The following is a 15,162-nucleotide window of genomic DNA, read 5'->3' as shown; positions in this document are numbered from 1 at the left end:
CCGGAGCACTCAAGACAATGTCTGACACCAACGGCCGCAAGGTCATCGCCAATCTCTGCATCTCCCTCGACGGCCGCTACCACGGCCCCGGCGGACCCGCCGACTTCGGCACCTTCATTCCCTACGCGACCTCCGACACGGCCCGCGACCACATGGCCCGCATGATCGAGCACGCCACGACCGCGGTCCTCGGCCGCGTCAACGCCGAAGGCTTCCTGGGCTTCTGGCCCTCGGTCGCCGGGAGCGAGGAGGCCGACCCGCGCGACCGCGCCTACGCCGAGTGGCTCGTGAACGTCGACAAGGTCGTCCTGTCGACCACGCTCACCGAGGCGCCGTGGGAGCGGACCACGATCGCGAACGCGCCCACCGCGGAGGTCGTCGCCGGCCTGAAGGCGACCGGCAGCGGCGACATCCTCGCCAACACCAGCCCCACGGTCATCAAGGCGCTCCTCGAAGCCGACCTGGTCGACCGGCTCTACCTGGTGGTGATCCCCGAGATCGTCGGCGGCGGCGAGCGCCTCTTCGAGGACGGCCTGCCCGCCACGACCTGGGCCCTCACCGAGCAGCACACCGGCAAGCTCGGCGAGATGGCCCTGATCTACGACCGGGCCCGCTAGCCCGGGCCCGCGTCGGGCCGCCGTCCGGTGGACGGCGGCCCGACGCGGTGTCCGGCGGCTACTCCGCGGTCTGCTCGGTGACCGAGTCCGCGGTGATGGTGCCGTCCTCAGTGGCGCCGGTGACCTCGACCGTGTCCCCGGCGGCCAAGTCCGCAAGCGACGCCGCGGTCTCGGCGGTGAGGACGGTGCCTTCTTCGACGACGACGGTGTACGTCGTGCCGTCCTCGGTCTCGATGGTGACGGTGCCGTCGCCGACTTCGACGACCGTCCCGGTGGTGGCCTGGCCGCCGAATCCGCCCATGCCCCCGGGGAACTCGCCGCCCATGGCGCCGAAGTCGGGCATGCCCCCTGTGTCGGACGCGGTCTCGGCGCCGCCGTCGACGATGCCGAACTGCTGCTGGAGCACGATGCCGCCGGCGAGGCCCGCGACGACCAGCACGCCTGCGGCCAGCCACTTGGTGGCCCTGTTGGTGCGCGGCCGCTTGCGCCGCGCGGCAAGGGCTTCGTCCAGGTCGTCCGCCATCGGCGGGATGTCCTCGATGGTCGCTGTCGGTGATTGCTCGGCGGGATTCATGCCGTTCTCCTTGGTCGGTGGGGTCATTCGTAGCGGAGTGCGTCGATGGGCCGGAGCTTGGCGGCGCGCGAGGCCGGGTAGCCCCCGAAGAACAGGCCGATGGCGACGGAGACGCCGAGTGCCAGCCCGACCGAAGAGGGGACGATGACCGTCTCGTAGCCGGCGAAGCTGAAGTTCGACAGCAGGTAGGCCAGCGCGACTCCGAGCCCGCCGCCGGTGAGGCTCAGCGCGGTGGCCTCGGCGAGGAACTGGGTGAGGATCACGCGCCGCGGCGCGCCGAGGGCCTTGCGGATGCCGATCTCGCGGGTCCGCTCGGTGACCGAGACGAGCATGATGTTGGTGATGCCGATGCCTCCCACCAGGAGGCTGATCGCGGCCACCGCGCCGAGCAGCAGCGTGAACGTCTCGGCGGTGTCCTCCTGGGTCTCCAGCAGGTCCGAGGCGTTCTGCACCTGGTAGGGCGCGGTGTCGCCGTCCGCCACGGCGTAGTAGTCGTCGAGGACCGCGCTCACCTCGGCGGAGGCGGCGTCGACGGCGTCGGAGTCGGCGGCCTGGACGAGGATCTGGGAGAGCGCGCCGTAGCCGGTGAGGGTGTCGCGGACGGCGCCGACGGGGGCGACCGCGATGTCGTTGGCGTCGCTGAACCCGGTGCCGGAGTCCGACTCGGCGAGGACGCCGACGACGGTGTAGACGGCCGCGCCGAGGTTGACCTGCTGGCCGAGGGCGTCGTCGCCGCCGAAGAGCTCGTCGGCGACGGTCGAGCCGATGACCAGGACGCGCCGGTCCTCGGCCACGTCCTCGGCGAGGATGCCGGTGCCTTCGCTGACCTCGTAGTTCGAGGCGTCCAGGTAGTCCTCGTCGGAGCCGACGACGGAGGCGATCTCGTACTCCGCGCCCTGCCAGACGGCCGTGGCCGTGCCGTTGACGACCGGGGAGACGCCCGCGACGTCGGGGGTGAGCTCCGACCGGTCGATCGCCTCGACCGCTCCGAGGTCGAGTTCGGCGATCTCGGTCTGGGTGCCGCTGCCGCCGGAGGCGGAGACGGTGAGCGTCCCGGAGCCGAGCGACTCGATCGACTCCTGGACGCTCTGCTGGGACGCGGTTCCGACGCCGACGAGGAGGATCACCGAGGCGACGCCGATGAGGACGCCGAGGACCGTCAGCGAGGAGCGCAGCTTGTTCGCGATCACGCCGGCGGCGGCGAACCGCAGCAGTTCACGCAGCCCCATGGGTCACCTCCAGGCCGGTCTTGGTGTCGGAGAGGATCTCGCCGTCCCGCAGTCGGATGACGCGGCTCGCCCTGGCCGCGACGTCGTCCTCGTGGGTGATGAGCACGATGGTGCGGCCGAGGTCGCTCAGGCGGTCGAACAGGTCGAGGACGTCGGAGGTGGAGCGGCTGTCGAGGTTCCCGGTCGGCTCGTCGGCGAGCAGGAGCGCGGGCGAGGTGACCAGGGCGCGGGCCACGGCGACGCGCTGCTGCTGGCCGCCCGAGAGCTGGTTCGGCAGGTGGTCGGCCCGGTCGGAGAGGCCGACCTGCGCGAGGGCCGCCGCGGTGCGGCGGCGCCGCTCGGGCGCTTTGACCCCGGCGTAGGTGAGCGGGAGCTCCACGTTCGCGTAGGCGGTGGTGCGGGGGATGAGGTTGAACGACTGGAACACGAACCCGATGCGGCGGTTGCGGACCAGGCCGAGCGCGCCCTCGTCGAGGCCGTTCACGTCGGTGCCGTCGAGGCGGTAGGTCCCGCTCGTGGGCGCGTCGAGCAGCCCGAGGATGTGCATGAGCGTGGACTTGCCGGATCCCGACGCGCCCATGACGGCGACGTATTCGCCGCGTTCGACGGTGAGCGAGACGCCGCGCAGGGCGTGCACCTCGGTGTCGCCGTGGCCGTAGCGCTTGACGAGCGCGCGGATGTCGATGACGGGTCTGGTGGCGGGCGGCATCAGCTGCCTCCGGGGAGGCCGCCGCCGGCGGGGAAGCCGCCGCCACCGCCGCTGCCGCCTGCGGGGAAGCCGCCCTCGGGCGTGCCGCCCCCGCCGGGGAAGGTGAACTCGCCGGTGCCGGTGTCGCTCTCGTCGACCGTCACCGCCACCGTGTCGCCTTCGGCCAGGCCGGAGACGATCTCGACGCCGCTGTCGCCTTCGACGCCGAGGACCACGGAGGTCTCGGTGCGGGTGCCGTCGTCGCCGATGAGCGTGACGGTGGCGGCGTCGCCGCCGCCTTCGACGGCCGCGGTCGGCACGTACAGCACGTCCTGCGCCTCTTCGACGGTGATCGAGACGGACACGGTCTGCCCCAGGCGCACGCCTTCGGGGAGTTCGGCGAGGCTCACCGTCACGTCGTAGGCGGCGACCGAGCCGTCCGCGGTCGAGGTCGGCGAGACGGCGAGCAGTTCGCCGCCGATCGAGGCGTCGAGGGCGTTCCATGTGGTCTGGACGGCCTGGCCGACGGCGACGTCGGTGGCGTCGCCCTCGGCGACCGACGCGGTCACCGTCAGGTCCGACAGGTCCGCGATCTCGATGAAGCCCTCCGAGGCCGTCGACCCCGAGTCGTCGCCGGTCATGCCGGTGCCGTCGGATCCGCTGCCGGCGGCGGCTCCCGACGATCCGCCGACGGTCCCGTTGACGGCGATCACGGTGCCGCCCCCCGGGGCGGTCAGGACGGTGTCGTCGACCGCCTGCTCGGCTTCCTCGACCGCGTCCTCCGCGTCGTCGACGGCCTGCTCGGCCTGCTCGATCTCGCTGTCGCTCTCGGCGCGGTCGAGGCTGTCCTCGGCGGCGTCGAGGTTCTCCTCGGCCGTCTCGAGGTCGCGCTCGGCGTCGGCGCTGTCGATGGTGGCGAGCTGCTGGCCCGCTTCGACCACGTCGCCGACCTGCACCGCTATGTCGGTGACGGTGCCCGAGTTCGCGAACTCGGCGGTGAGCGTCGAGGCGGCGGTGACCGTGCCGTCGGCGGCGACCGTTCGGGTCAGCGACCCGACCTCCGCTGTCGCGGTCGTCGAGGCGGCCACGTCTTCCTCCGCCGCTTCGGCCGCTGGAAGAAGCGCGAGGTCGGTGCCGCGCAACAGGAGGTAGGTGGCCCCGCCGCCGACGGCCAAGGCGAGCGCGAGGCCCCCGTTGACGAGGACGACAGGTGCTGGTGTTCGCATGGGAGCGAATCCTTTCGATGATGCCCGGTGCGGAACGTCCGCGGGGATGAGGTGCGCTGGAGCGCGCGGCGGCGCCCCGCGGTTCAGGCGAGGGTGACGACCACGCTGGATCCCGAGAGGACGTTCTCGGGCGGGTCGGCGACGGTGACGGTGACGGCGTAGGTGACGAGGTCGCCGTCGGCGGTCGGCGTCAGCGCGATCGTGGCGATCTCGGCTTCGGCGGCGGTGTCGTCGAATTCGACGGTGACGGCCTGTCCGACCGTGAGCCCGGTGGCGTCGGCCTCGGAGACCGCGGTGTCGACCACGATGGTGGAGAGCTGGCCGAACTCGATGAGGGTCGTGCCCGCCGCGACCTCGGTCCCGTCGCTGGCGGCGATGGAGAGGACGGTGCCGTCGGCGGGCGCGGTGATGGTCATGCCCGCGAGGACGGCTTCGGCCTCCTCCAGCTGCTGCTCGGCCTCGTTGAGCGACTGCTGCGCGGTGAGGATCGGATCGGAGCCGGTGCACGCGGTCGTGGCCGTCGAGGTCCCGCTCTGAGCGGGGACCCCGGCGGGGTCTCCGGAAGGGGCTGCGGCCGCGGACTCGGCCGCGTCCTCCTCGTCCTCGCAGGTCGCCGAGAGGTCCTCGGCGTCGTCGAGGGACTCTTGCGCCTCGTCCAGGGCGTCCTCGGCTTCGGCGACGGCCTCGGCGGCGTCGCCGTCGTCGGCGACGGCGAGCACGTCGCCTTCCTTGACGACGTCGCCTGCGGCCACGTTCACTTCGGTGATCCGGGCGTCGTCGCTGAAGGACAGCGACCAGGACCGTGTGGGCGCGACGGTGCCGGGCGCGGCCAGGGCCACCGCGTCAGGGCGCTCGACGGCCGTCGCGTCGGCGGGGTCGGGAGCGTCGCCGCCCATCAGGACGTACGCCGTCGCGCCCGCTGCGGCGGCCACCGCGACGGCGCCCGCGCCTATCGCCTTCGCGCGGCGCTTGGAGTGTTGCGTTCGCATGCGGGAGAAGTTAGGGCGGGCAGATCGCGGGCCCGTCATGCGCGCCTCGGAATTCCGTCGGAGCCCCGGCCGTACCTTCCCCGTCCGGCAACATGCGGTTCACCGCCCGTTCAAGCGGGTCGCCGGGCCGCCCGGCGGCCGAGGGCCTCCGTTGCGTCGTCAGGGACAGTCGTGCAGTCCCCAGTAGGCGATCTCCACGGGGTCGCCGTAGCCGACGGCCGTGTCCGGTCTCGGTTGTTGCGACACGATCTCGCAGGCTTCAGGGGCGGGCCCGTCGAACAGGAGCGTGGGGACGATGCGGACGTCGGTCCAGCCGAGCGAACTGAGGTGGGCCCGGGCTTCGGTCGCGTCCATCCCGACGACGTCGGGCAGCGCCGCTGCGAGCGCCGCGGTGGTCCCGGCCGGGTCGGCGGGGTCCGGTCGGCCTTCGTCCGCTGCGGGCACCGTCGTCGCTTCCGCGAATTCGGAGGATTCGGCGGACGGCGCCCCGGAGACCGCGTCGAGGGTGGCGCCTGCGGTCACCGGCGCCGAGGGGCTTTCCGCGGTCACGGCATCGGCTTCGAGCTCGGTGTCGGCCCGGACCGGCGTCCACGGGTGCCACATGGCTAGGACCGCGGCGAGCACGAGGACCGGTGTCAGCGCGACGGCAGCGAGCCACGGCAGCGGTCGGCGCAGGCGCACCGTCGGCGCGCCGGAAGGCCCGGTGCCGCCCGGGACGGGGGTCGCATCGGCGGCGACGCGGCACGCGGCCGCGAGCGCCTCCGCGCTGGGCCAGCGCGCGTCGGGCTCCTTCTCCAGGCAGCGCATCACGAGCGCGGTCACGGCGGGGGGCAGGGATTCCGGGAGCGGCGGCGGTCGGCGGTGCAGGTGCTGGTGGGCCACGCCGCGCGGGTCGGCGGCGATGAAAGGGCGCCGCCCGCTGAGGCATTCGTAGGCGACCACGCCGAGGGAGTAGATGTCGGCGGCTCCGCTGACGCGCCCGCCGCTGAGCTGTTCGGGCGCGATGTAGGAGGGGGTGCCCATGATGTCGCCGACCAGCGTGAGCCGGTCGTCGCCCTCGGCCTGCGAGATGCCGAAGTCGACGACCCGCAGGCGCCCGTCGGACTCCACGAGGAGGTTGCCCGGCTTGATGTCCCGGTGCACGACGCCGTTGCGGTGCGCGAGCGCGAGCGTCTCGGCGGTCGCGCCGACGAACCGGAGGGTCTCCTCGACGGTGAGCGTCCCCCGCTCCTCGATGAGGGTCGCCAGCGAGGTGCCGTCGACGAGTTCCATGACGATGAAGCGCACGGTCCGGCGATAGGGGTCCTCGCCGTAGTCGTACACCTCGACGAGGCCGGGACCGCGGAGGCCGGCGAGCGTCTTGGCTTCGCGGGCGAACCGGTCGCGCGCCTCGCGGGACTGCCGGTGGGCCCGGTGGAGCAGTTTGACCGCCACCGGTCGTTCGAGCAGGAGGTCGTAGCCTCGCCACACCTCCCCCATGCCTCCGGCTGCGATGGGGAGGTCGAGGCGGTAGCGCCCGGCGACGAGCGACCCGGTATCCACAATGGCTCCTTGATAGCCGAACTCGGCGCACTGGCGGCCTTCGGCGGGTAATGAACGGCATCCGGAGCGTACCGATCCACCGCCGCCGCACCGCGCCGCAACACGGGGGTGCGGGCGGCCCCGATTTCGCTGCCCCTCAGGCATTTCGACGTTCTCCAACGCTTCGGACCTGCGGATTCGCATGCGCGGAATTCACCCTTCCGTGCGACCGGACCACCGAGAGCCACCGCTCAAGTCGTGGAACTTGCGGGCCGGACGCGGCGGGTGCGCGTCCGGCCCGGTGGTCAGAACCCGGAGTTGCCGGTGCCTCGCAGGACGGTGAATCCGGCCGAGGCGGTGAGGCCGCCGGAGGCGGCGCCGGTGACGGTCGTGTCGGTGAACGAGGCCGAGCCGGTCGCCTGGATCTCGATGCCCCAGGTGCCAGCGCCGTCGATCACCACGTCCTCGAACGTGACGTTCTGGATCGTGCGCTGCCAGCTCATCAGGACGGCCGCGTAGGTGCTGTCCTCGATGACCATGTCGCGCACCGTGACCGGCGCGGTGATGTCGGCGGTGTCGGCGTAGATCCACAGTGCGCCGAACTGGCTGTTCCAATTCGGTTCGAGCCCGCCGGTGCGCACGAGCGTGTTCCCCTCGATGAGGGTCTCGCCGCTGAAGGGGACGGGGCTGAACCGGGTGCTCACGGTGATGCCCGCGGAGGCGGTGACCGTGTCGGCGATGCGGTTGCCGGTGGCGCTGTTGCCGTCGCCGCCGTAGATGGCGATGCCGTTGGCGAGGTTCGGCGTCTGCACCGTGTTGTCGCGGAACGCCGAGTTCGTCACGGCGGTGCCGTTGGACCACATGGCGAGTGCGTCGTCGCCGGTGCCGCGGATGTGGCTCTGCTCGACCACGGTGTTCCGGGTGCCGCCGTTGAGGTGGATGCCGTCGGCGAAGGTGTTGCGGACCCGGGCGCCGGTGACGGTGAGTCCGTCGGTGCCGTTGTGGATCCACAAGCCGACCTTGGCGTGCTCGATCCACACGTTCGAGACCGTGGAGCCGGGTCCGAAGACGCCTTCGATCGCGGTGTCGGTGGTGATGCGGTCGTCGGGGTCGCGGTAGCGCACGTCGCCGTCGAACATGAAGTCGGCGAGCGCGACCTGCCCGCCGGTGGGCTCGATGCCGCCTCGGCCGTTCACGCCTTCCAGGACCGAGTACCAGGGGCCGGCGCCGCGCACGTCGGTGCCGTTGACCTGGACGCGTTCGCTGATGGTGAAGCGGCCCTCGGGGATCCACACGCCGCCGCTGCCGCCTGCGGCGGCGATGGCCGCGCGCAGCGCGGCGGTGTCGTCGGCGCCGTCGTCGGGCACGGCGCCGTGGTCGGTGATGTCGACGTATCCGGCGGGGGCGGCGACCGGGTCGGGGACCTGTTCGGCGTCGACGAGGTCGATGTCGATGTGGCCGACCGCCGCGGCGTCGTTCTGGAGCCGCAGGACGGTCCCGGCGGGGAGGCCGCCGAGCTCGATGCGGGATTCGTCGAAGAACCGGTGCGCGAGGCCGTCGGCGGGGTTGTTCGAGAACGGATAGGCGCCGTAGACCCAGCTGTACGCGCTGGTCAGTTCGATGTCGGTGCGCTTCTGCCCGTTCGCGTACACGGCGAGCGGCGCGGTGAGGCCGGTGCCGTCGGCGGAGTCGGGGATCGAGTAGCGCACGACGAGGGCGTCGGCGGCTTCGGCGAGGGTGAACTCGATGTACTCGCCGGCCCGGTCGAGGCGCACGGCCTGGCGTCCGGACGCCTCGGAGGGGACGGTGCGGTAGGTGCGGTCGGGGCCGAGGACCGACCCGTTCGTGGCCGCCGCTTCGGCTTCGTACTCGGTGTAGGGCAGGTCGGCGCCGTCGCCGCCGTTCGCTCCGCCGGAGCCGCCGTCGGCGGCCGCGACGGCGAGCCGGTCGAGGTTGACGTTCCCGGAGTCGTCGGCGTCGAAGCGGATGACGATGTCGTTCTCGCCCGCGGCAAGGCTCACGGCGGCGTCGACGGCGCCCCATGACGCCCATCCGCCGGTGGCGGGGAGGACGAGCCGGCTCGCCTTGGCGCCGTTGACGTACAGGGAGAGGGTCATGGCGGCGCCGGTGCCGTTGGCGTACCGCAGCTCCAAGTCATGGGGACCGGCTGCGGCGGCGGTGAAGGCGAACGCGACCGCCGCGGCGCCCTTGTTGGCGTCGGTCAGGCCGCCGACGTAGCCGGAGCCCGAGTACCCCGCGTGCTCGGACTCGGGCCGCGCCCCGCCCGAGAGGACGGCCGTCTCGGCCTCGGCCGCGCCCGGCACCGCCACGGCCCCACCGGTTTCGGCGGGCTCGTCCACGGTGATCCGGTCGAGGTTGACGTTGCCGGAGTCGGTCGTGTCGAAGCGGAACGCCAGCGCGTTGTCGCCGGCGGCGAGGTCGACCGGGACGGTCACCGTGCCCCAGGTGCTCCAGCCGCCCGGGGAGGACAGCGTCACCTGGCGGCTCTTCGTTCCGTTCACGTACAGGGAGAGGGTCATGGCGGCGCCGGTGCCGTTGGCGTACCGCAGCGCGACGTCGTGCCCGCCCGCTCGGGAGGCGGAGACGGTGAAGGCCACTGCCGCGGCGCCCTTGTTGGCGTCGGTGAAGCCGCCGACGTAGCCCGATCCGGAGTACCCGGCGTGCTCGGTCTCGGTGCGCGCCCCTCCGGTCAGGGCGGCGCTCTCGGCTTCGATGACGGTCTGCGCGGCCTGGGCGGGGGTGCCGGCGGGGCCCAGCAGCAGGGGGACGGCGAGGAGTGCGGCGAGGAGGTGTCTGATGCGGTGCGGCATCGGTGTCGTCCTTTCTGGCGACCGCGGCGCTCGGCCGACCGGCTCGGTTCGGAGGCGAGCGCCGAGGAGGGTCAACCATCGACGGATCTCGAAGTATTCGAAGGTGTTTCGATAGTGAAATTGCAGATGAAGGCAGGTTAAGCGCTAAACCTGATTGCTGAGCGTAGCTCCGGATGTCAGACTTGTCAATGTCGCGATTCCAGGCGAGTCCGGCCGACGCCGCACCGACCCGCCCCGAAGGGAGCACGCCTTGCCGCCCACGTTGAAGGACATCGCCGCGGAGGCGGGCGTCAGCGCTGCCACCGTCTCCAACGTGATCAACGGGAACCGGTCGCGCGTCTCCCCCGGCACCCGCGACCGCATCCTGCGGATCGTCGAGCGCCACGGCTATGTGCCGAGCGCCCCCGCGCGAAGCCTCGCCGCCAGGTCCTCACGGATCATCGGCCTGCTCATCCCAGCGGCCGACAAGGACAGCCTCACCCTCAGCCCGCACACCGCCGGCGTCATCGGCACGCTCGAACGCGCCCTGCGGGCGCACGACTACCACCTGATGATCCGCGGCATCGCCCGCCCGTCCGAGGTCGCGGAGGCGCTGCGGACCTGGAACCTCGACGGGGCGGTGCTGCTCGGCTTCCACGACGCCGAGATCAACCGGCTGCGGCGACGGTCCGTCGGCGACGTCGCCCTGGTCGCCATGGACTCCTACGCCGACAACCCGCTGGCGCTCCGGGTGCGCTCCGACGACCGCGCGGGCGCGCGCCTCGCCACGCGTCACCTCCTCGACCTCGGCCACCGCCGCATCGCCTTCGCCGGACCCGAATGCCCGGCCACCGGCGTCGTACGGGAGCGGTTCGAAGGGTTCCTGCAGGCGTTCGCCGACGCGGGCCTCACTTGGGAGGAGTCACTTCGATTCACTGTGGACACCAGTCTCGCCGCCGGCCGCGAGGTCGGGCGCCGGATCGCCGCAGGGACCCCGGACGTGACGGCGGTGGTCGCCACCGCCGACACGCTCGCCATCGGCGTCATGGAGGGCCTTGCGGCCGAGGGGAAGACGGTCCCCGGCGACGTCTCGATCGTCGGCTACGACGACGCCGACGTCGCCTCCCTGGTGACCCCGAAGCTCACCACCGTCGCCCAGGACCTGCACGCCAAGTCCGCGTTGGCCGTCAGGCTCCTCCTCGACCGGCTGGCCGGGGCCCCTCGCCCCGACCAGGCGACCGCGCTGGACGTCCACCTCATCGAGCGAGGCACCACTGCGCCGACCGCGCCCCGCCGAGGAAGCACAGCACCAGGATCGACAGGACAACCCCAGTGCAGTCGAAGCGGAAGCCGAACCCGGCGCCCTCCCGGACCGGGAACATCGCCGAGAACAGGACCGCCTGCGACACCACCTGAAACGTGATGCTCACGCCCTCCACGGCCATCGCACCGCGCCGTGCCGATGCGCTCCGGCGCATGATCCGCACCGCGAACAGCCCACGGAGCCCTGCGAACGCGAGTGCCTGCGCCGACCACACCAGCAGTACCAGCGGCGTCCATCCTGCGAACGCCGGGTAGGTCGTCTCGAAAAGGTCCCGAGCCGCCGTCAACGTCACCGCTGTGCCGATGCCACCGAGAAGCCCGAGTCCGAACAGGATCCACATGAGGACCACCGCCGCGGTCGTCAGGCCCGGTCGGCGCGGCGGCCCGGGGAACGAGGGCCGAGTGTACGGATCGGGCGGGTAGGAGTACACGGGGTACTGCGGGGGATCGGCCATGGTGGATCGCTCCAGAGTGGAAGTGGGGGCGCTCTTCAGCAAACCAGCCGCGACCGCTACCGGCCAGTTTGCATTGGAATCCATTGGAATCAAGGAGCGTCCTTCAGGCCGCCTCCGGGATCCGGTTACCGGGCGGGCTCGGTCTCGCACCGAGCCCGCCCGCCGTCTCGGGAGCACCCGAGCCGGACCTGCGTCGTGCCGATGGCACTGTCGCGCCGCTAGCGCTGCAAGGTCAGCACGCCCGGCCGGTACGGCAGGAGGCCGTAGTCGGTGCCGTCAGATCTCGGGTCGCGTCCCTGGTAGAGGAATTGCAGGTTGCACGGGTCGATGGTCTTGGTCTGGTCGGGGTTGGTGCGCACCAGGTCGCCGTGGCTGATGTCGTTGGTCCACGTGGCGCCGCTGTTGGCCTTGCCGGCGAAGGGGTTGCTCTCGGTGGCGGCCTGCGGGGTCCACGTGCCGTCCAGGCTGGTGGCCGTGAACGAGCGGAAGAAGCGGTGCTCGTTGGCGCCCCTCGCCTCGACGATCATGAGGTACTGGTTCTGGCCCTGGACCTTGTAGACCTCGACCGCCTCGAACAGGTTCTTGGCCGTGTCGCTCATGATCTTCGTGTAGTTCGAGCCGAAGCTGCCCGGGAAGTTCCCGATCGGCATGCTGGCCCGGTAGATGCTGCCGGCGTCGTCGGCGAAGAACAGGTAGATGTTCCTGTCGTCGGCGATGATCGTCTGGTCGATGGGGGCCCCGGAGGGCAGGGTTCCCGTGAAGAGCTCCTGGTGCGCGCCCCAGGCGTTGACGTTGGCGGGGTCGCTCGACGTGCGGTAGGAGAAGGTGTACGGCCAGCCCCACTGGTACGCGAGCACCCAGATGTTCTTCGGGGCGTGGAAGAAGAGCGTCGGCGCGACGGCGCCGAACGGCATCTGGTTCTGGCCGGTCGTGGCCATGTCGGACCAGTTCGTGAAGGGGGTGAAGGCCATCGAGCCCCAGCTGGTTCCCGTGTCGTGCGTCGTCGCGTAGACGAGGTACTTGCCGTTGTGGCGGACGGCTGAGAAGTCCTTGAGGCAGACCGAGCCGTTCCTCGGTTCCGCGAGCGGGCCCGTCGAGGTCCAGCGGTACGTCGACGGAAGGGCGCAGGCGCCGCTGCCGCCGTCGACGAGGGCGAGCTGCCACTGCTGGTTGGCGCCGCCCCAGTCGGTGTACTGCACGACGGCCGCGCCGTCGTTGGTCGCCGCGCCCTGGACCTCGACCGCCTTGCTGCTGTTGCGGTTGATCAGGCGCACGTAGCCGCCGGCGGAGTCGGCCAGGCGGAACTGCTGGTTGGCGCCGCCGTGGTCGGTCCACTGATGGACGGCGGCGCCGTCGGCGGTCGACCAGCCGGAGACGTCGAGCACCTTGCCCGAGTGCCGCGCCCTGATCCGGTAGTAGCCGCCGCCGGCGTCCACGAACTGGAACTGCTGGTTGTTGGAGCTCGTGCGGGTCCACTGTTGCAGCAGGGCCCCGTCGGAGGTGGACGCACCGCTGACGTCGAGGACCTTGCCGCTGCCGCGGTTCACCAGCACGTACCAGGCGGAGGTGTCGACTGTGGCGGCCGCAGCCGAGCCGCCGAAGGGATTGAGGACGGTCGCGGCGGCGGCCCCGGCGAGCACGCCGGCTCCGCCGATGAGCATTCGCCTGCGGCTCTTGGGGGTTTCCATCCAGGCCATAGTGGCCTCCTTAGTTGAGGTTCGTCGGTTGTGAAGTGGCTTGTTATCGCTCACATGTCGCAACTCGACTCCGAAACATCTGATGATTTTCCAGCGATTCGAACTATAGAGAAGTCTCGATGTATAGTCAACGGCTCGACCGAAGTTTGTTGGCGCACCTGGCGTTAAGCCGTCGCGTCGAGCGCGGCCATGGGTCAGCTCGCTCTGCAGCACGAGGGCCGCTGCGCCGATCGCCGCCGCGTCGGGGCCGTTGACGGACGGCATCACCCGCACCGGGTGCGTCCGCCAGTGGGCGGTGCGGCGGTCCACCTCCTCCTGGATCACGGTCTGGTACGCAGCGCCCGCCACCGCGAAGCTCGGACCGGCCAGGACTATCGCGTCCACATCGAACAGGATGGTCATGGTGACGGCGGCGGCGCCGAGGTAGCGGGCCGACCGCTCGATGAGGCGGCGGGCGTCCGGATCGCCGGCGTCGGCCGCCGCCGCGATCCGCGCGAACTCGGTGAGGAAGTCGGCGGTGTCGGGGTCGGGTGTCAGACGCTCGGCCAGCCCGGGCGTGGCCGCGGCCTGCCGGACCAGGGCCGAAGGGCCGGCGTAGTTCTCCAGGCAGCCGACGTTGCCGCACGGGCACTGGTCGCCGTCGACATCGATCGACATGTGGCCGAGTTCGACGCTGTTGGAGGAGCTGCCGCGGTACACCTCGCCCGCGACCACGATCCCGCCGCCGATCCCGCTGGCCATGTAGATGCAGCCGTAGGTGCTTCGCCGGTCGACCGCGCCCATCCAGTACTCGCCGATCGCGGCGGCCGCGGCGTCGTTGTCGAGCAGCACGGGCAGGCCGAGGCGCTGCGCGAGCCGCTCCGCGACCGGGTATTCGAGCCATGGCTCGGAAGGCTGCGGGCTCAGCAGCACCCCCGCGCGGCGGTCCTGCGGCCCGTAGCTGACCAGCCCGACCCCCAGCACCCGGTCGCGGTCGACGGCGGCCGCGGCCAGCAGGTCGTCCACATGCGAGGCGATCATCGGCAGCGCCCGGTCCGGCGGCATCGACGCCACGCCGTGGAACGAGGTTCGGGCCACCGGGCGACCGGCCAGGTCGACGACGACGATGACGCAGGCGTTGCGCTCCATCAGGATTCCGACGCTGTAGCGGGCCCGGGGGTCGAGCCGCACCAGCGTGCGCGGCTTGCCGCCGGTCGGCGCGCCTCGGCCGGCCTCGACGACCAGTCCGTCGTCGATGAGCTCGCGCACGAGCTCGGAGATCGTGGCGCCGGTGAGACCCGTCGCCGACGCGAGCTCCACCCGGCTGACCGTGCGGGCCGCGCGGATGGCGTCCAGGATCAGGCCCCTGGTCCTCGATCTGTTCGTCCACGTCGGGCCGAGCGCCACGTATGCCTCCTTCGCTGTACCCGTTAGGGCGCCTTGCTTACTCGTCTGCTTCCCGTTCCGTCCGATGGGCTGCTCGATGCCCACCAAGCATAGATCTATGTCACTTCTTGACTTTCTTCGGGCGCCTAACTAAGGTGAGAACGGAAGCGCTCCCATTCATCCCTCACGAAAGGAGCTGAGATGCGACATCGTCAGACACTGCTGGTCGCAGGCGCCGTCGGCGCGCTCGTCCTGGGCGGCCTGGCAACGGCGACCCTTCCCGCATCGGCGGCCGCCTCGGGCTGCGCGGTCACCTATACCGTGCAGAGCGAGTGGCCGGGCGGGTTCCGCGCCGACCTGGACGTCACCAACCTCGGCGAGGCGACGTCCGACTGGACATTGACCTTCGACTTCCCGAACGCCGGCCAGCGGGTCACCCAGGGCTGGAGCGCCGTCTGGACCCAATCCGGCGCCAGCGTCTCCGCCGCCAGCATGGGCTGGAACGGGTCGCTGGCCACCGACGCCTCGACCTCGATCGGATTCGTCGGCGCATGGGGCGACGCCAACCCGGTACCGGCGTCCTTCGCGCTCAACGGCACGCCCTGCACCGGCTCGACGACACCCACCGAGGGCCCGACCACCACCCCCAGCGAGGACCCGACCACCAC

The 15,162-nt window shown here is 71.6% G+C and carries 11 protein-coding genes and 1 pseudogene; 3 read left to right on the top strand and 9 right to left on the bottom strand.

The genetic code is table 11. The features are described 5' to 3' along the window. The first annotated feature begins 17 nt into the window (after positions 1-17). A complete protein-coding gene (locus WA640_RS27590; RefSeq protein WP_335992073.1) occupies positions 18-617 on the top strand; it encodes a dihydrofolate reductase family protein in 600 nt (199 codons plus the stop codon). Between the two features lie 58 nt (positions 618-675). Here the strand turns inward: WA640_RS27590 and WA640_RS27585 are convergent, their stop codons facing one another. The 7 genes from WA640_RS27585 to WA640_RS27555 form a co-directional block, all read right to left on the bottom strand. Further along, a complete protein-coding gene (locus WA640_RS27585) occupies positions 676-1,191 on the bottom strand; it encodes a hypothetical protein (RefSeq protein WP_335992072.1) in 516 nt (171 codons plus the stop codon). 23 nt (positions 1,192-1,214) lie between these two features. Continuing rightward, on the bottom strand, positions 1,215-2,420 hold the full coding sequence (locus WA640_RS27580) for an ABC transporter permease (RefSeq protein ID WP_335992071.1): 1,206 nt from the start codon (positions 2,418-2,420) through the stop codon (positions 1,215-1,217). Then, on the bottom strand, positions 2,407-3,129 hold the full coding sequence (locus tag WA640_RS27575; protein ID WP_335992070.1) for an ABC transporter ATP-binding protein: 723 nt from the start codon (positions 3,127-3,129) through the stop codon (positions 2,407-2,409). The genes WA640_RS27580 and WA640_RS27575 overlap by 14 nt, the downstream gene beginning before the upstream one ends. After that, entirely contained in the window at positions 3,129-4,334 is a 1,206-nt protein-coding gene (locus WA640_RS27570; protein WP_335992069.1) for an efflux RND transporter periplasmic adaptor subunit, read from the bottom strand. The genes WA640_RS27575 and WA640_RS27570 overlap by 1 nt, the downstream gene beginning before the upstream one ends. Positions 4,335-4,417: 83 nt before the next feature. After that, a complete protein-coding gene (locus WA640_RS27565; RefSeq protein WP_335992068.1) occupies positions 4,418-5,323 on the bottom strand; it encodes an efflux RND transporter periplasmic adaptor subunit in 906 nt (301 codons plus the stop codon). A 159-nt stretch (positions 5,324-5,482) separates the two neighbouring features. Further along, positions 5,483-6,865, bottom strand: a complete 1,383-nt coding sequence (locus WA640_RS27560; RefSeq protein ID WP_335992067.1) for a serine/threonine protein kinase — start codon at positions 6,863-6,865, stop codon at positions 5,483-5,485. A 284-nt stretch (positions 6,866-7,149) separates the two neighbouring features. Next, complete coding sequence (locus WA640_RS27555) at positions 7,150-9,675, bottom strand: carbohydrate-binding protein (RefSeq protein WP_335992066.1); 2,526 nt, start codon at positions 9,673-9,675, stop codon at positions 7,150-7,152. A 250-nt stretch (positions 9,676-9,925) separates the two neighbouring features. Here WA640_RS27555 and WA640_RS27550 point away from each other — a divergent pair, with 250 nt between their 5' ends. Then, a complete protein-coding gene (locus WA640_RS27550) occupies positions 9,926-11,077 on the top strand; it encodes a LacI family DNA-binding transcriptional regulator (RefSeq protein WP_335992065.1) in 1,152 nt (383 codons plus the stop codon). Positions 11,078-11,650: 573 nt separating this feature from the next. Here WA640_RS27550 and WA640_RS28980 read toward each other — a convergent pair. After that, the gene (locus WA640_RS28980; RefSeq protein WP_442904853.1) at positions 11,651-13,120 is read right to left on the bottom strand and encodes a non-reducing end alpha-L-arabinofuranosidase family hydrolase; all 1,470 of its coding nucleotides are present in this window, start codon (positions 13,118-13,120) and stop codon (positions 11,651-11,653) included. A 225-nt stretch (positions 13,121-13,345) separates the two neighbouring features. Further along, positions 13,346-14,515: pseudogene (locus WA640_RS28975) on the bottom strand (ROK family transcriptional regulator); the annotation flags it as partial. Between the two features lie 180 nt (positions 14,516-14,695). On the opposite strand from WA640_RS28975, the gene WA640_RS27540 reads away from it, so the two are divergent. Next, a partial coding sequence (locus WA640_RS27540) for a cellulose binding domain-containing protein (RefSeq protein ID WP_335992063.1) occupies positions 14,696-15,162 on the top strand: 467 nt, incomplete at its 3' end.

The sequence above is a fragment of the Glycomyces sp. MUSA5-2 genome (assembly GCF_037034145.1).
GTDB classification, from domain to species: Bacteria; Actinomycetota; Actinomycetes; order Mycobacteriales; family Micromonosporaceae; genus Glycomyces; species Glycomyces artemisiae.
The sequence above is the reverse complement of the archived record's forward strand: the minus strand, read 5'-3'. Positions and strand labels throughout refer to the sequence as shown.